This is a genomic window from Mycobacterium sp. IS-1590 (genome assembly GCF_001500025.1).
Lineage (GTDB): Bacteria > Actinomycetota > Actinomycetes > Mycobacteriales > Mycobacteriaceae > Mycobacterium.
This window is the reverse complement of sequence record NZ_LQIW01000005.1, coordinates 125327-141982: the sequence shown is the minus strand read 5'-3', so window position 1 is coordinate 141982 and position 16656 is coordinate 125327. Positions and strand designations below refer to the sequence as shown.

The 16656-nt window shown below is 67.1% G+C and carries 16 protein-coding genes; 7 read left to right on the top strand and 9 right to left on the bottom strand.

Annotation, left to right across the window (positions count from 1 at the left end; genetic code table 11):
* Positions 1-345: 345 nt before the first annotated feature.
* Both AU197_RS06385 and AU197_RS06380 read right to left on the bottom strand, forming a co-directional pair.
* Positions 346-1698, bottom strand: coding sequence for an MFS transporter (locus AU197_RS06385; protein ID WP_064401679.1), 1353 nt, complete (start codon positions 1696-1698; stop codon positions 346-348).
* Positions 1699-1738: 40 nt separating this feature from the next.
* Positions 1739-2143, bottom strand: a complete 405-nt coding sequence (locus tag AU197_RS06380; RefSeq protein ID WP_064401678.1) for a cupin domain-containing protein — start codon at positions 2141-2143, stop codon at positions 1739-1741.
* 158 nt (positions 2144-2301) lie between these two features.
* Here AU197_RS06380 and AU197_RS06375 point away from each other — a divergent pair, with 158 nt between their 5' ends.
* Entirely contained in the window at positions 2302-2964 is a 663-nt protein-coding gene (locus AU197_RS06375) for a nitroreductase family protein (RefSeq protein ID WP_231744843.1), read from the top strand.
* Between the two features lie 9 nt (positions 2965-2973).
* On the opposite strand, the gene AU197_RS06370 is transcribed toward AU197_RS06375, so the two are convergent.
* Complete coding sequence (locus tag AU197_RS06370; protein WP_064401677.1) at positions 2974-4785, bottom strand: AMP-dependent synthetase/ligase; 1812 nt, start codon at positions 4783-4785, stop codon at positions 2974-2976.
* A gap of 152 nt (positions 4786-4937) precedes the next feature.
* On the opposite strand from AU197_RS06370, the gene AU197_RS06365 reads away from it, so the two are divergent.
* Positions 4938-5300 carry a hypothetical protein gene (locus AU197_RS06365; RefSeq protein ID WP_064401676.1) on the top strand — a complete coding sequence of 121 codons (363 nt, stop codon included), beginning with the start codon at positions 4938-4940 and terminating at the stop codon, positions 5298-5300.
* Positions 5297-6142, top strand: coding sequence for an SDR family NAD(P)-dependent oxidoreductase (locus AU197_RS06360; protein ID WP_064401675.1), 846 nt, complete (start codon positions 5297-5299; stop codon positions 6140-6142). Before AU197_RS06365 ends, AU197_RS06360 begins: the two co-directional genes overlap by 4 nt.
* Before the next feature lie 7 nt (positions 6143-6149).
* Here AU197_RS06360 and AU197_RS06355 read toward each other — a convergent pair whose 3' ends face one another.
* The gene (locus AU197_RS06355) at positions 6150-6974 is read right to left on the bottom strand and encodes a MerR family transcriptional regulator (RefSeq protein WP_064401674.1); all 825 of its coding nucleotides are present in this window, start codon (positions 6972-6974) and stop codon (positions 6150-6152) included.
* A gap of 37 nt (positions 6975-7011) precedes the next feature.
* Here AU197_RS06355 and AU197_RS06350 point away from each other — a divergent pair, with 37 nt between their 5' ends.
* Positions 7012-7278, top strand: a complete 267-nt coding sequence (locus AU197_RS06350; RefSeq protein WP_064401673.1) for a YdeI/OmpD-associated family protein — start codon at positions 7012-7014, stop codon at positions 7276-7278.
* On the opposite strand, the gene AU197_RS06345 is transcribed toward AU197_RS06350, so the two are convergent.
* Entirely contained in the window at positions 7279-8484 is a 1206-nt protein-coding gene (locus AU197_RS06345; protein ID WP_231744842.1) for an NAD(P)/FAD-dependent oxidoreductase, read from the bottom strand. It lies immediately after the preceding gene.
* Positions 8485-8668: 184 nt separating this feature from the next.
* On the opposite strand from AU197_RS06345, the gene AU197_RS06340 reads away from it, so the two are divergent.
* The 3 genes from AU197_RS06340 to AU197_RS06330 all read left to right on the top strand — a co-directional run bounded on the left by AU197_RS06340 (position 8669) and on the right by AU197_RS06330 (position 11209).
* The gene (locus AU197_RS06340; protein ID WP_064401700.1) at positions 8669-9352 is read left to right on the top strand and encodes a TetR/AcrR family transcriptional regulator; all 684 of its coding nucleotides are present in this window, start codon (positions 8669-8671) and stop codon (positions 9350-9352) included.
* The gene (locus AU197_RS06335; RefSeq protein WP_064401699.1) at positions 9349-10302 is read left to right on the top strand and encodes an SDR family oxidoreductase; all 954 of its coding nucleotides are present in this window, start codon (positions 9349-9351) and stop codon (positions 10300-10302) included. The genes AU197_RS06340 and AU197_RS06335 overlap by 4 nt, the downstream gene beginning before the upstream one ends.
* 169 nt (positions 10303-10471) lie before the next feature.
* Positions 10472-11209 (top strand): DUF7064 domain-containing protein, encoded by a 738-nt coding sequence (locus tag AU197_RS06330; RefSeq protein WP_064401671.1) that lies wholly within the window; start codon positions 10472-10474, stop codon positions 11207-11209.
* On the opposite strand, the gene AU197_RS06325 is transcribed toward AU197_RS06330, so the two are convergent.
* Genes AU197_RS06325 through AU197_RS06310 form a run of 4 tightly spaced genes read right to left on the bottom strand, consistent with a single transcriptional unit; the run spans position 11206 to position 16575 of the window.
* The gene (locus tag AU197_RS06325; RefSeq protein WP_064401670.1) at positions 11206-12483 is read right to left on the bottom strand and encodes a hypothetical protein; all 1278 of its coding nucleotides are present in this window, start codon (positions 12481-12483) and stop codon (positions 11206-11208) included. The genes AU197_RS06330 and AU197_RS06325 overlap by 4 nt on opposite strands.
* A complete protein-coding gene (locus AU197_RS06320; RefSeq protein WP_064401669.1) occupies positions 12477-13238 on the bottom strand; it encodes an SDR family NAD(P)-dependent oxidoreductase in 762 nt (253 codons plus the stop codon). The genes AU197_RS06325 and AU197_RS06320 overlap by 7 nt, the downstream gene beginning before the upstream one ends.
* Complete coding sequence (locus tag AU197_RS06315) at positions 13235-15598, bottom strand: CaiB/BaiF CoA transferase family protein (protein WP_064401698.1); 2364 nt, start codon at positions 15596-15598, stop codon at positions 13235-13237. The genes AU197_RS06320 and AU197_RS06315 overlap by 4 nt, the downstream gene beginning before the upstream one ends.
* A gap of 5 nt (positions 15599-15603) precedes the next feature.
* The gene (locus tag AU197_RS06310) at positions 15604-16575 is read right to left on the bottom strand and encodes an enoyl-CoA hydratase/isomerase family protein (protein WP_064401697.1); all 972 of its coding nucleotides are present in this window, start codon (positions 16573-16575) and stop codon (positions 15604-15606) included.
* Positions 16576-16656 lie beyond the last annotated feature (81 nt).

Here is a 16656-nt window from a genome sequence, read left to right as displayed (position 1 = left end):
ATTCTGGCGCGTCAGCAAGTCGACATCACAGGCGGCCGCCTCCTCGAAGGCGGCACGCAACGCGGTCACCGCGGCCTGCAGATCGTCTCCCGACATGCTTCGAACATACATTCGACCACCGACAAAACGGTTAGCGGCCCGCGCAACCGCGATAACACCTGAACGCCAGCAGCACCGACCTCGGACTGCCCGCATACGAGCGAATTATTCGCTGCCAGCGAATAATTCGCTGATAGCCGGGCAGTTGCACAAGTGGGTCCGGCGGGAACTGGTGAGACTGGTGGTGCGAGTCGCCTGGCCCCGCCACGAATTGCACGACCGATCGACTCGTGCCTGGCCGCAGCATCAGCCCCGAGAGACCTCGGGTAACCGGGCTCCGGCGAACACTCCGACGAGCCCCATCGCCGCGAGGAACAGCAACGCCCAAGAGATGTGGACGATCGCCAGCAGCGAGCTGATACCACCGACGGTCAACAGGATGAATCCCATCGCCGAATTCGAAACCGCCACGTACACGGTCCGCTGGTCACCGACGGCCATATCGATGACATAGGTCTTGCGCCCCACCCGCACGCCGGTGTGCATCAGCGCGAGAGCGAAGTACACGGCGATGAACATCGCATTGCTCAACCAGCCCACGCCGCTGAACCGGGGAAGCGTGACGATGACGACCGTCGCGATGACGATCACCGAAGACACGCCCGCGCCCACGCTCATGAGCCGCTTGCTTGAGCGGTCGGCGAAGCGGCCGAAGAGGCGACCGCCGATCAGCGCCGCGAGCCCGGAGGCGATGACGAAGCCTCCGAGACCGGCGAGGCTGTCGGCGCCCGACTGGATCGACAGCGTCACCACGAACGGTGTGCTCAGCGAGGAGACGAGCAGGAGGCTGCGCACCCCGACGAAGTGCCGGAACAGCTTGTCCTCCCGCAGCAGCGTGTGCGTCTGCCTGAACCAGTTCTCCGACTCGGTGAAGCTGTCGAGGTCTGAAGAGGCGTCCGGCTCCGGCTCCTCCCATGGCGCTTCGCCGGGCGGCTCGTGGACGCCTCGGTAGACCACCGCCACCGCAACCCAGAGCACCGCACCCGCGGCGAGCACCCACGCGAGTTGACTGGGCGCAAGATCCTCACCGCCGAAAAGACGGATTGCGAGGCCGAGAGTGACGGCGACGAGCCCGGCCGCCGTTGTTGCCACGCCGTTGATTTGGCCGCGTTCACCCTTCGGGATCGTTCGACCCTGCACATCCTTCGAGGCGATCGAGCACAGGCAGCGGCCCAGCGCGAAGACCGCGAGGCTGGCCACGATGACGACACCGGCGGCCAAACCCCTCCCGAGAGCCGCGGTGGCCGCCATCACCGCGACCGCGGCGGCCTGCACCAGCGCGCCCGCGATGAACACCCACTTGCGGTACCGCACCCTCAACACCAGCGGTGTCAGAAAGGCCTGCGGCAGCATCGATCCCGACTCACGGACCGGTACCAGCACACCGGTGAGGGCGGGCGGCACGCCCAGGGTCGCGAACAGCCACGGCAGCACCGTCGATGCGTTGACCGTCTCATCGCCCGACGACTGCAGGGCGCTGGCGAGCATCAGCCTGAGTCCGTTCGGCGCGAGGTTGCGCCGCACCTCGCTCGGCAACTCCCGCTCGGCTTCCCGATTCCGCTTCAACAGTGCGGAATAGAGGTTCTGGACTGCGCCCATCGCGTCAGCGCCTCAATCGGGTCCTCAGAGACCGGCGGGCTTAGTGGTCCTCGTCGGCCTGCGTCTCGTGCACCGTGCCATGGGCGTGGTGCGGCGGTGCGTACAGGCTGTACAGCTTCAACGGCTCATCGCCGATGTTGGTGATGTTGTGCCACGACCCCTTCGGCACCAGGATGATCCAGTCGTCCGAGATCTCCTCGTCGAACGTGAGGTTGTCCTTTGACGGGCCCATCTGGACTCGCGCGCGGCCGTGCTCGAGGCGCAGGAACTGGTCGGTGTCGGAATGGATCTCGAGACCAACATCGCCGCCTACCGGGATCGACATGAGCGTGAGCTGTAGCTTCTCGCCCGTCCACAACGTCGTGCGGAACTTGTCGTTGGCTTCAGTGGCATCCTCGATGTTGACGACGTAGGGCTTGGGTCCGTGGTCGGTGAACTCGGCCAACGGTCTCTCCTTATGTTCGGGTCGCAGACGGCATTTCGGGCAAGCGTCGGTGGTTGCCCACCGGATGCCGACGACCCGGTTCGCAAACCCGAACGCGCGCAATGGCGCTCGGGCAAGCGGCCAGGTCATCAGGCATTGTCTGACGCTAACAAGCCGGGGTGCTCGCTTCCAGCAAGGGCAGCCTGACCTTGTGTATCCTGGCGGCCTTTGAGCGTGGCGGGAGACGTGGCGAGACAATGACCAGTGTGAAATTCTTTTCCGACCCGGTACTGGAGTCGATGGCGACGCGGCGGTCGATCTCGAAAGTGGGTCCGGAGACGCCGACCGACGAGGAGCTCGCCGAGCTCCTCGCGGCCGTCACGTCCGTGGCGGATCACAAGGCCCTGCGTCCCTGGCGGCTCATCCTCCTGCGCGGCGATGATCGGATGAAATTAGCCGAGGCGCTCGACGCGGCGGCAGGCGAAGCCCGCGAGCCCGGCGACTACAACACCAAGCCCTTTCGCGCCGAACTGCTGATCGCCTTGGTCGCAAGCCCGACAGAGCATCCCAAGGTACCGACGTGGGAACAGCATGCGGTCGCCGCCGGGGTGGGCCACCTTCTCGAGCTTGCGCTGTGGGCCGCGGGCTGGGGCGTCATGTGGCGCACGGGTCTGCTCGCGAACAGCCCCGAGGTTCGCGTGGCGCACGGCCTGACCGACGAGGAACATCTGATGGGCTGGCTGTACGTGGGCAGCATCGACGACTCTCTGCGCAGGCGTCTGCGCGAATCGAAGCGGCCCGCCCTCGATCCCCACCAGTTCCTGGGCCGCATGCCCTCGTAGCGGCTGCGCTCAGGAGTAGAACGAGTCGAGCAGCTCCTGATTCTGTTTCTCGACGACCCCCCGTTTGACCTTCAACGACGGTGTCAGCTCACCGCTTTCGATCGACAGGTCGTGGTCGAGCAGCTCCCACTTCTTGATGGTTTCCCATCGGTTCAGTTGTGCGTTGAGCTCGTCGACGTAGCCACCCACCATGTCCCGCACCGCATCTGACTTCACCAGCTCCTCGTAGGACTTGCCGCCGAGTCCGTGCTGCTCGGCCCACCCGGACAGTGCGTCCGGATCCAGCGTGATCAACGCGACGCAGAAGTTACGGGATTCGCCGAAGACCAGGATGTGGCCCGCATACGGGCACAGGGCCATGAACTTGCCTTCGATGGCCGGCGGTGCGACGTACTTTCCGCCCGAGGTCTTGAACAACTCCTTGATGCGGCCGGTGACCGTCAGGAAGCCGTCCTCGTCCAATTGGCCTTTGTCGCCGGTGCGCAGCCACCCGTCCTCAGTGAACGTCTCCGCCGTCTTGTCGGGCAGGTTGTGGTAACCGTCCATCACGCACGGGCCCTGGACTTGCACCTCGCCGTCGTCGGAGAGACGCACCGACGTGCCGTCGAACACCTGCCCGACGGTGCCGAGCTTGTAGTTGTCGGGCCGATTGATGAACGCTCCGGCGGCGGTTTCGGTCAGCCCGTAGCCCTCCAGGATCAACAGCCCTGCGGCGTGGAACCATTCGGCGATGTCGCGGTTCAGTGGTGCCGAACCGGAGATGAAGAACTTGATGCGTCCGCCGAACACCTCGCGCACCTTGCTGAAGACGAGGCGGTCGAACGCGGTGTGCGCGATCTTCAGGGGGAGCGGGATGCCTTTGTTCGCCAGCCGGTGCCGGTCGACGTTGCGTCCCACGGCGAAGGCGGCGGCGAATAACTTCTCCTTCACACCCTCCTGGGAGGAAGCGATCCGCGCGTGAGCTTTCTCGAAGATGCGCGGAGCGGCACCCATGAAGGTCGGCTTCACCTCGGCCATGTTCGGAACGATCTTGTCGACGCGGCCGTCGATTGCGCTGGCGAAACCGCATGCCAGCTGCGCCGTGATCAACACCTTGCCGAACGCGTGCGCCAGCGGCAGCCACAACAGCTGTAGGTCGTCCTCGCCCAGGATGCCGAAATCGGCGATCGTGGTGCCCTCGTACACCCACGCCCGGTGCGGAAGCCGCACGCCTTTGGGCTTGCCGGTCGTACCCGACGTATAGATCAGCGTTGCCAAATTGTCCGGCGCGATCGCGTCCGCTGCTGTCCGCACGCACTCGGGATGGTCGGCCAGGTACTTGGTTCCGAGGTCGGTCAGCTCGGCGATGGTGATGACGTGGTCACCGTCGCCCGCCCCGTCGAAGAGCACCACCTTCTGGAGGTGCGGCAGGTCATCGCGCCGCTCCTTGAGCTTCTCCAGCTGCGCCTCGTCCTCGGCGAACACGACGCGAGATTCCGAGTCGCTCAGGATGTAAGCGGTATCGGTTGCGTTGGTCGTCGGATACACCGTGGTGGTCGCGGCCCCGGCGCACATGACGGCGAGATCCGCGAGAATCCATTCGTACCGTGTGCTCGAGGCGATCGCTACACGTTCCTCGGATTGAATGCCCAGTGCCAGAAGCCCTGCCGCCAACGCCTCGACCTGTTCGGCGGCCTCTGCCCAGGTGATCGATACCCACCGATCCCCATCGAGCTTGCGGAACGCCTCCCGGTCGGCGGATCGCTGAACGCGGTCGAAGAACATGGCGGCCACGTTGGCGGGCGACAACGTAGGGGGCTTCTGGGTGGTATCGGTCGACATCGCTGCCTCCTGGTCGGAATCTCATACGGCACCGGCGCCGTCCATGTTGCGCCACTAATACCCAAAGCGGGCAGGTATGACGCGATGGGCTGCGAGCCCTGATGTCGGCGTCGCCTTGACCCTCTCCCCGGGGGAGACCCGAGGCTGAGCGCATGACAATGCACAAGAGCGATGGCACCGACATTGGACGCGACGAACTGCCCTGGGCGGTCGCGACCTATCTCACCGCGCACCGCGACGACGTCACGACCGCGCTGACGGCCTTCACCGTCGACGCCGCCGTCACCGACGAGGGCCACACATACCACGGCCACGGCGAAATAGCCGACTGGTTGCGCAACGCGGCGGGCGAATACACCTACTCCATGGAGCTGGTCAGCGCGACCCGATTCGGCGGCGCACACCTCGATGTCCTGCAGCACCTCGAGGGTGACTTTCCGGGTGGCGTGGCCGACTTGCACTTTCGGTTCACGCTGGACGGCGAGCTCATCGCCCGCCTGGTGATCGAACCATGACCAGGACGTGGTTCATCACCGGAGGCACTCCCGGCGGATTCGGGATGGCGTTCGCCGACGCCGCTCTGGAGATCGGCGACCGGGTCGCGCTGACCGCCCGCCGGCCGGCCGAGCTGGCCGACTGGGCGCAGCGGTACGGCGAGCGCGTCCTCGTGCTGCCGCTCGACGTCACCGACGTCGAGCAGGTACAGGATGCGGTGCGCGCGACCGAGGAGCACTTCGGCGGTATCGACGTCCTGGTCAACAACGCCGGCCGCGGCTGGTACGGATCGGTCGAGGGTATGGCCGACACCGCCGTCCGAAAGATGTTCGAGCTCAACTTCTTCGCGGTGCTCTCAGTGATTCGCGCCGCGCTGCCCGGTATGCGTGCCAGGGGCAGCGGGTGGGTCATCAACATGTCCTCGGTCGCCGGATTGCACGGCGTCACCGGTTTCGGGCACTACAGCGCGACGAAATCCGCGATCGAGGCGATCACCGATGTCCTCCGTGACGAGGTCGAGCCCCTGGGCATCCGCGTCATGGCGGTCGAACCCGGAGCGTTCCGCACGCGCGCCTACGCCGGCTTCGCCGACGAACCGATCACGGAGTCCGTTCCCGAGTACGGCACCCTGCTCGAACGGGTGCGCGCCACGATGATCGAGCAGGACGGCGCGCAGCCCGGCGATCCCCGACGTGGGGTGCGCGCGGTCATCGCGGCCATGGCCGAGGACCCGCCGCCGCGGCGGCTCGTCCTCGGCAGCGACGGCTACGACACCGTCGTCGCGGCACTCGAAGATTCGCTCACCGAGATCAGAGCGCACGAAACACTGTCCCGCGGAGCGGATTTCCCGCCAGAAGTCTGACGTGAAATCACTCGAGACCAGCGTCCGGAGCGATTCGGAACACCGGCCAGCCGACCTCGGTTCGCCACCGCGCCGGCTCCGTCGTGTCGCGAGGGCCCACCACGTAGGTTTCATGGATCGGCCCGTCGACAGCCAGCGCATTGTCCACCACCCAGGCGCCTAGGCGCCCGTAGGTGACGTCGAGATCGTCGTGCGGACCTTCGTGGACGGTGACGACGAGATCGACGGCAGGAAGCTCCACGACCTCGATGCGGCCGGACGCCTGCGGGGAGCGCACCGGCCGGAAGACCGTCATCGCCCCGACGGACTGGGTGAACAGTTCGTTGGCGTACCGCCCGCCGGGCGGTCCGGTGCGCTCGGCTTCGGGGAACGCGGCATCCAGTTCGGCCATCGCCTTGTCGTACCACGTCAGCGAATCGACGAGCCGCACCAGACCGGTGATCGCGGCGACCCGCCGGGCGGGAACCGACCGCAACTCGACATCGAGATCGGCCGGCTCCGGGTTCAACAATCGATGTAGCGACGCCACGGCCGCGCGCGTCCGATCCAGCTCGGCTTCCAGGCGCCGCACGTGACCGGCGATCACCTCGGCACGCCGCTGCGGATCCTGGGTGTCGAGGATGGTACGGACCTCGGCGAGCGGCACGTCGAGTTGGCGCAGCCGGTGGATCACCTGGGCGGTCGGTATCTGGTCGGCGGAGTAATAGCGGTACCCCGTGAACGGATCGACGGAGTCCGGCTCGAGCAGTTTGGCCTGGTGGTAGCGGCGCAGCGTCCGCACGCTCAGGTGCGTCACCGTGGCGAACTCTCCGATGGTCAAACCCGACCGCATGCGGCCAGTCTGCCTTCTCGCCGTCTATCCTGCGCGCATGGGAAGCTCGCGAGTGTCCGGCGGCGTGGTGCACAAGCTGCCGACCGATCTGCGTAAGGCATTGCTCGCCAACGACACCGCGCTCGCGGCCTGGAACGACATCACCCCGCTGGCGCGCAACGAGTTCATCTGCTGGGTCGAGGACGCCAAGCAGGAGAAGACCCGCGAACGCCGAATCCGGCGTACGCAGGAGGAACTCGAAGAGGGTAAGCGTCGCCCGTGCTGCTGGCCGGGCTGCAAACATCGTGAGCGAAACGGTAAGTGATCACCGCTCGTGTGCGGGCGCCGTCTGGAGTTCCGGTGCCGCCGCGGCGAGCAGTGCCGCACGGTCGCCGCTCAGCGGGGGATAGATCCGCTCGCCGTTGATGATCCGCTTCGTCGCCTTGGCGGCCGCGCCGGTGCTCACCACGCGACGGTCCCAGCCCTCGGTGTACACCGCACCGGCCGGGCCGAGGTCGAGCACCGTGACGTACCACGGAATCCGCAGCGTCCTCATGGGCAGGCCCAACAGGTCGCCGATCACGTTGTAGCCCGCGTACCGGCCCATCGGCCGGCCGTGTTGACACGACATCACCGACATGTGCTCGTCGTCCATCCGCGCGGCGGCCACGTCACCCGCGGCGAACACACCACGCACGCCCTGCACCCGTAGACAGTCGTCGACTGCAACGCGGCCGAACCGGTCCAACGGCACGCCCAGCTGACCGGCCAGCGGATGGGCACGCATACCGGCGCACCAGACGACGGTGGCGGTGTCGATCACCTCACCGGTCGACAGCGTGACGCTGCGCTCGCCGACCGCGGTGACGCCTGCCCCGGTGAGCACCTCGATACCGTTGTCGCGCAACGCTTTCTCGATGACCAGGCGCGCCGAATCGCCCATATCGGAGCCGACGCGCGCATTCCGGTCGACGAGCACCACCCGCGGTGTCGATCGCGGACCGATAGCGTCCGCCAGCCTCGCGGGCAACTCGCTGGCCGTTTCGATGCCCGTGAGGCCCGCGCCGACCACGACGGCCGTCGCCGATGCCGGGTCGCCGGCCCGCAGCGAGCGAAGGTGTCTCTGCAGGTTCTGCGCGGCGTCGTAGGTGTCGACGTCGAACCCGAACTGCGCCAGACCGGGGATGTCGGGTGTGACGACGCGACTGCCCGCCGCCAGCACCAGGCGGTCGTAACTCAATGTCGCTCCGTCGGCGGTGCTCACCGTCGCGGCGGCCGGGTCGATTGTGGTCACCTCGGCGGCTAGGTAGCCGACTCCGACGGGATCGAGCAACTGCGACAGCGGGATTCGGCACGGTGTGAGGTCGGCTTCGTAGTTGCGCACCCGGATGTCGTGATACGGCTTGGGGCTCACGACGGTGACGTCGACGGTGTCGACGCCGAGTTCGTCGAGTCTGCGCGCGGCGCCGAGCGCGGCCCACAGTCCGGCGAACCCGGACCCGGCCACGAGAACACGCGCTGACGCCGCCACCGTCTTATCGTCGTGCGGCGACGGGGCGCGGGCAAGCACCATGACGAACTCGCGAACTGTACGTCAGGGTCGTGGTAGCGGGCATCCCGCGACCCTCCGGTACATCTCGCGAACTTCACAACGTGCCGACGCCGGCAACGCCGTCAACGACGTAAATCAATCGCTTGATTTAACTGTGGAGGCAGTGTTCACTGAGTCGGTGACCGCAGCCCGGCCCTTGAGTGGACACCGATCCGAGGGAACGCGCGAAGTACTGCTCGCGGCCGCCGAGCGCCTCTTCGCCGAACGGGGTATGCACGCCGTGTCCAACCGCCAGATCAGCGAGGCGGCTTCGCAGGGCAACAACGCCGCGGTCTGCTATCACTTCGGTACCCGCACCGACCTGCTGCGCGCGATCGAGAGCAAGCACCGGGTGCCGATCGAACAGTTTCGCGCCAGAATGCTGGCCGATGTGGGCTCGTCCGCCGATCTGCGGGACTGGGTCGACTGCCTGGTGCGGCCACTGACCGAACACCTCGACCAGCTCGGCAACCCGAGTTGGTACGCGCGGTTCGCCGCGCAGGCCATGGCCGATCCGACCTACCGCGACGTCGTCACCAAGGACGCCCTGTCGTCGCCGCAGCTGGTCCAGGTGATCGACGGCATCACGGGATGCCTCGCCGAACTGCCCAAGCGAGTCCGCTTCGAGCGGATCGTGATGGCGCGCAACCTGCTGATGCACACCTGCGCCGAACACGAGGGCGCGCTGGCGCACCATGGTCGGCTCGCGCGGTCGCCCTGGAAGCAGGCCGCCGAGGGACTCACCGACGCGATCACCGGTCTGTGGCAGGCTCCCGTCCGCCGGACCGCTTCGAGGAACTCGCGGTGAGCGGCGCGCTCGAACTGCACGTGCCCGATCTGTCGGGCCGCCTCGCCGTGGTCACCGGCGCCAACAGCGGTCTCGGATTCGGGCTGGCGCGGGAGCTCTCGGCGGCAGGCGCCGAGGTGATCCTGGCGGTCCGCAACCAGGCCAAGGGCGAGGCCGCGATCGCCCAGATTCGCCAGGCCGTCCCGCAGGCCAGGACGCGCATCGCCCAGCTCGATCTGGCATCTCTGAAAAGCGTTGCAGCGCTGGGGGAACAACTGACCGTCGAAGGCCGTCCGATCGACATCCTCGTCAACAACGCCGGGGTGATGACGCCGCCGCAACGGCAGGCGACCGAGGACGGCTTCGAATTGCAGTTCGGCGCGAATTATCTCGGCCACTTCGCCCTGACCTGCCACCTGTTGCCGCTGCTGCGGGCCTCCGCAGCTGCGCGGGTGGTCACCGTGAGCAGCATCGCCGCCACGCAGCGCGGGTTGACCTTCGACGACCCCAACGCCGAGCGCGGATACCGGCCCATGCGCTCGTACGGGATGGCGAAGCTGGCGCAGCTGATGTTCGCCCGGGAGCTCGATCACCGTAGCCGCGCGCACGGATGGGGTGTGATGTCGAACGCCGCACACCCCGGCCTGACCAAGACCAACCTGCTCAGCGGTGCCTCCTACGGTCGGGACAAGCCCACGTTGAACGCCCGGCTCACGAGGGCCACCTGGCGCCTGCTGCCGTTCATGTGGCTCGACGTCGACGAAGGCATCAAGCCGACGCTCTACGCGGCGACATCTGCTGACGCCGAGGGCGGCGCCTACTACGGTCCCCGCGGCTTCTATGAGACCGCCGGTGGCGGCGTCGGTTTCGCGAAGGTGCCGGCAGCCGTGCACCGCGCCGACGAACGCCAGGGGTTGTGGCAGCTGTCCGAGAAACTGACCGCCGTGACCTACCCGGATCGAGCACCGTGACAACTCACGCGATCACCGCGGCCGACGAGGTCTTCCACCCGGCAACCGACGAACCGGACTGGAACGAGAGCGGGTGGTTCAACTTCGCGGTCCCCGAACGCGACATCAACGGGTTCGTGTACTACTACCACGACGTCCGCACCGGGACCAGCGGAGGCGGGCCCGCGCTGTGGGACCCACCGGCGAGCAGACCTACGACTGCCTGTTCTACGACTGGCGCTGGATCCAACCGCCCACGGGTCCACTGGATTTCACTGACTTCCGGCTCCCGAACTCGTTGCGTCACGCCGTGATCGAACCGATGCATCGCTACCGGTTGGCCTATTCGGAGTTGGGACTCGACCTCGACCTGGAGTGGACGTCGCTGATGGCGCCGCATGTCCTCGGCGAGGCGTCCCCGCAGCACTGCCACTTCGACCAGCCGGGCCGCATGCGGGGCACCGCGACGCTGAACGGCGAGCGCTTCGACATCGACTGCTTTTCGATGCGCGACCGCACCTGGGGTCCGCACCGCCCGGGTGCGCGCCGCTCCGGTGACTACCTGTGGGCCATCGCCGATGCCCGGTCGAGCTGGCATGCCATCACGATGTCGACCCGCTCCGGTGTCGACCGCGTGATCGGTGGGTATCTGCTGCGCGACGGTGCGGTGGCCGAACTCGTCACGGGCGAGCGTCGAGTGCTCGAGCGCCGCGCAGGTGCTCCCGCGCGGGTTGTGCTCGACGCCGAAGACGACCGCGGCCGTACCCTGCACGCCGAAGGAGATGTGCGCACCGCGCTGCGGTGGCTCGGCTGGCCGGGACGGATGACGTTCTGGACGCTGACCGACTGGCGATGGGACGGCAAGCAGGGGTGGGGCGAGAACCAGGAGTTCTTCGCCCGTGAGCAGGTGCGCGCGCTGATGCGTTAGCGCTCAGCCAATTTCGCTGCACCACCACGTGTCTGCCACAAGTTCAGCACGTTGCTCAGCATCTGCAACGGCGCGCGCACGCTTTCGTCGGACTTGATTCGCGGGTCGGTGCGCGTGGTGTGCGGCCCGGCATCGGGCAGCCGCTTGCGGATCAGCGCCGGCACGTCGAGCAGCCACGTGACGCCCATCAGCGTCGCGTACAAGACCAGGTTGCGCTCCACCGCAGCCGGGTCCAGCGCTGGTCCACCGCTCGCGAGCACCTCCTTGCAGAACATCTCGAGCAGCTCGTCGAGATGGTGGTCCCACAGCGAGGTTTCGGCTCCCGACAGGGATCCCCACACCGCCATCGCCACGTTCATCCGACTGACGCAGCCCCAGTCCATCAGTCCGCAGCGCAGTTCACCGTCGTCGCGCCAGAACCAGGCGTTGTCGACGTTGGCGTTCCAGTGGCACAGCGCCAGATGGTCGGCGTCGGCGCTCAGGACCCCGAACACGTCCGCCTCGCGCTGCAGCAACTCCGACGCCTCCCCAGTCATTTGAGACAGGAACGACGGCGAGCGCACGTTGGCGGGGAACAGACCCTCGTGATGCCCGACGAACTCGACGAGCCGGCGCAGCCGGCGGTCGAGTTGATCGGCGCTGTACACCGGCGGCTCTCCCACCGTCGCCGCCCGTAAATCCACCGGGAATTGCGCAAGCAGATCGGCGGGCAACCGACCCGACCGCTCGGTTCCCGCCAGCCGCGCCAGGGCGGTCAACAGCGCGCGGTAATGCGTAACCTGGTCGGGCATCTCGTAGTCGAGACACTTGTGGTACTGCGGTTCGACCGCGCCGGTGCCGAACGCGATGCGCTCGCTGATCATCAGCCCCGTGCCGGTTTCGCGGTGGAAGTCGGCGAACATCGTGGCCGGCACGGCGATCGGAAACGCCGCAGCGCGCGTGAGCGCCGCGAACCGGGTCTCGGATTCCATCTGGGTACGCCCGATGTCGCGCACCGGATCGTCGAAGTCGCGGGAGAACTTCACGAACAGGTCGGTGCGCGCGTCGGGATGCTCGCGCGCGTAACGCACGGTCAGCACGGCCTTGCATCCGGTGCTGCCACCCGACACCTCGTCGAGGCGCTCGATGGCGACCACTTCGTTGTCGTCCGACAGCGCACCGTAGGCGCGGAACGCCTGGGTGAGGAAGTCCGGTCCGCCGTCGCGCAGCGCGCCGGGGTGGGCGGGGAACGCGAGGCCGGTCGCGTCACCGCGCACCCGGTCGATCTTCACCATGTCTGTTCCGCCGCGCGCACGAGGATTTCGTTGACCGCGACGCGCCGGTCGCGTGTGACCATGTACGTCACCGCGTCCGCGACGTCCTCGGGACTCAGCTTGACCATCCCGGCCGTCCTGGCCTGCTGAGCCGTGAGCGCCTGCGGGTCAAGGTGATCGAAGATCTCGGTCTCGACCGTGCCCGGTTCCACGATCCCCACGCGGACCCGGTGGCCGATGAGTTCCTGACGGATGCCCTCACTGAATGCGTTGACGCCGAATTTGGTCAGCGAATAGACGGCGGTTCCCGCCCGGGCCACCCGCCCGCCCGTCGAGCTGATCGTGACCATATCGGCAACGCCCCGCGGGGAATCGGCTGCCGCAGCGATCAGATGGGGGAGTGCCGCACGCGCGGCGTAGAGCACGCCTTGAATGTTGACCGACACCAGAGCATCCCAGTCGGCCAGCGGCGCTTCGGCAGCCACACCCATCCGCAGCAAGCCGGCGTTGTTGATCAACGTGTCGAGGCGCCCCCACTCGTCGACGGTCGTCGCCACCGCGGCCGCCACCTGTTCGGCGTCGGTCACATCAGCGGGCACCACCAGTGCCCTGCCGCCGGCTGCTGCTATCTGGTCTGCGAGCGCGTTCAGCCGGTCGCGTCGCCGCGCCACCAACGCGACCGAGGCGCCCTCGGTGGCCAGTGCGCGCGCGGTGGCCGCGCCGATACCGCTGCTGGCGCCGGTCACCAGCGCCACCGTTCCGGCCAAGGCGGTCATGCGCCCGTCCCTCCCGTCTGACCGAGGATGCCCCCGAGCACGTAGTCGTCGTGCTCTCCCAAGTTCGGTGCACCGCGTTCGATGCGTGCGGGACGGGTCATCACCCACGACGGGCCCAGCACCGGTCGCTGTCCCTCGACGCGATCCGACACGAAGCGATACGTGCCGCGGTCCCAGAGCAATTCATCGCTGATCACCTCGGTGGCCGTCGCGCTCTTGGTCGCGGGCACCCCGGCGGACCGCAACCGCCGGGCCAGGCTGGCCGCGTCCCGTAGGCGGGTCAACGCGCTCAGTTCGGCATCCAGGGTCTCGGCGGCCTGCTGCCGCGCGGCCATCGTCGGATACCGGGCGGCGAGCTCGTCGGCCCCCAGTTCGCCGCACAGCCGTTGCCAGGCATCGTCGTCGGCGACGGCGATGGCGACCCAGTCGGCGCCGACGCAGGGATAGCAGCCGTGCGGTGCCAGGTCGGGGTGGCGGTTACCGTCCGGTGCCAGCACCCTGCCGGTCAGGTTCTGCTCGAGCAGGCAGTCGCCGACCATCGACGAGAGCACCTCGACGGCGGAGACGTCGACGAATTGTCCCTGCCCGGTGCGCTCGCGGTGCAGTAGCGCCGCCACGGCGGCCAACGCCGCGGCAGCACCGACGGTGGAGTCGCCGTAGCGCATGCTCGCCCCGAGCGGAGGGCCGTCCGGATAGCCGACCAGCGAGGCGAGGCCCGCCAGGGCGGCGAAACACGGCGCGTAGCCGGTCTGATGGCCCAGCGGCCCGTCGTTACCCCACATCTTGATGGATACCGAGATGATGTCGGATTTGAGTTCGGTCAGGGCCTGGTAGCCGAGCCCTTGACGTTCCATGGCGTCGGGCCTCAGGTTGTTGAGCACGATGTCGCTGTCAGAGATCAACGCCAACAGGTCATCCCGGCCACGGGGTGTCTTGATGTCGAGGTCGACGCTGAGGATCTCGGGGTTGATGCTCAGGAAATAGGGGGCGTGGTTGACGTCGGTGCCGCCGTAGGCGCGCATCTCCTCGGGAGTGGCCGAGCACTCGACCTTGATCACCTCGGCGCCCAGGAAGGCCAGCAACTTGCCGGCATAGGGGCCCGCCCACACCTTGGTCAGCTCGACGACGCGTACACCTTGCAGCGGACCACCCCGCGAATCGTTCGGGGTCCTGAGTTGAGGGTTGCGCACCGCGGGCGGGGTGCGCGGGCTTGAAAGTTCGGCCAGTACCTCGGCGGTGTGGTGGCCGAGCCGGGGTGCCGGTCGAACGATCCCGGCCGGCGTCGCGCTCAGCCGGTAACCCGCCGTGGGATAGGCGCTCGTGCCCAGCACGGGGTGGGTGACGTCGCAGAAGAATTCGCGGTGCCGGTACTGCGGTGAGCGCAGGAGTTCGGCCGCACCGTTGACCGGCACCAAGGGCACGCCGAGTCGCTGCGCCTCTTCGGCGGTGTCCTCGCCGGTTCGGTCGCGCATCCAGTCGGCGAAGCCGCGGCGGAAGTCGGCGACTCGTTGGGATGTCACACCGAATTCCAGCCAGTCGTCGTCGAATTCGTCGAGCCACGCCGGCGTCCCCATCAGCGTTTTGAGGCCCAGCCAGTGCGCGCGGTTGGTCATGTAGAGATAGACGAAGCCGTCTCGCGAGGCGAAGAACGTCGCGGGTCCGGCCTGGTCGTAGTCGTCGCGGCGGTTCTGCGGCGTGATCTCCCCGGTGACGAACCGCCCCAGGATGCAATCGGTCCGCGAAACCAGGACGGCCTGCTGCGAGACGTCGATGTATTCGCCCCGGCCGGTGTGCATCCGGTCGAACAGCGCCGACATCACACACAGGGCGGCATCGAGCGCGCCCTCGTAGTCGGCGAGAAACCGGCCGGGTCCCTTCAGCGGTGGCCGATCCGGGTCGGCGTGGCTGGGAGTATGGTAGCCCCATCCGCTGGCATGAAAGACGTTCAGGCTCAGCGCGTTGTCGAGCGTCGACGATGCGGTCCGCCCGAACGGCGTGACGGCGCAGCACACCACGTGGGGATGGCGACGGGCGACCTCGGCCGCCGTCAATCCGTGCTCGGCGGCCCAGGTCGCGCCGTGGTCGTCGATCACCGCGTCGGCGGTGGCGATCAGTTCGTGCGTTGCGGCAGTATCGAATTCGACCGATCGCTTGTTGGTGTTGAGGTAGGCGAACAACGCGCTGCGTTCCGCATCGTCCTCACCGCCGACCAGGGGCGCCATGGCCCGGGTGGGACTGCCCCACCCGGGCCGTTCGACTTTGATGACATCGGCGCCCAGATCGGCGAGTAGCTTGCCGCAATACTCGCCGGCGACCCGCTCGGCCACCTCGACGATCCGGAAGCCGGTCAGCGCCGACATGCCGGTCAGGGCTTGTTGCGTCCCGATCGGCTCAGCCGCCACTCCGGTGGGAAGTTCATGTCGTTGTCCTTGACCACGTTGTTGAGCCCCTTCTCGAACGTGCCCTCGGTGAGATCAACGTCGTTGCGCTGGTCGTTCTGGATCATCGGCAGCATGCCCTCGACCATGCCGGTCAACAGGCTGCCGAAGTACTCGCCCTTATGCTGCTTGTAGAGCTCGAGGAAGGTCTTCTGAACCGCGACGGTGTCGGTCGGGCGCGACTTCGAGCAGGCGAGCGCATACTTCTCGGTCTCGGCTTCGAGCTGATCCCTGGGCACGACGCTGTTGAGGAAGCCGCACTCGTACATCTCTTTGGCGCTGAACGGCCTACCGGTGAACAACATCTCGGAGAACTTGCGCAGACCCATCGTTTCGGCCCACCACCACAACCGCGGGCCCCATCCGACATAACGGAACGCCGGATGGCCGAAGAGCGCATCGTCGGAGGAGACCACCAGATCGGCGTCGCCCGCCTGATAGAAGTGCCAGCCGTAGCAATACCCCTTCGCTTCGATGATGCTGACCTTGCGAAGTTCCTGCAGCGGGCGGTTGCCGGCACGTGCCTTGGCATAGAAGTCGGTGACCGTCGACAGGTACCGATACGAGCCGCCGGGCGGGTACTTGACGTCATCGTCGTTGATCGCAAGTTCGTGCAGCAGCGGCATGCCCGGGTTCTCGAGCATGCCCCGCTGTTCGGGAAGATCGCCACCACTGCCGAAATCCTCGCCCTCGCCGCGAATCACGACGACCTTGACATCGTCGTCGACATTGCACTTGTGGATCATGTCGGCGTAGAGCTGACGCATGCCCATCGTCGTCGAGTTCTGCGCCTCGGGCCGGTTGAACGTGATGTAGGCGATTCGGTTCTTCCGGTCCTTCTCGAATCGGATGTGCTGCTCGGCTTCACGCTTCATCTCTTCGTAGTCGTACTCTGGCATGTTGGCTTCCTCCACTGTGTGTTACTCGATAGGCGGCCCGCGTAGCCGGGCAGCTGAACGCCTCCGACGCAATCGAATTCG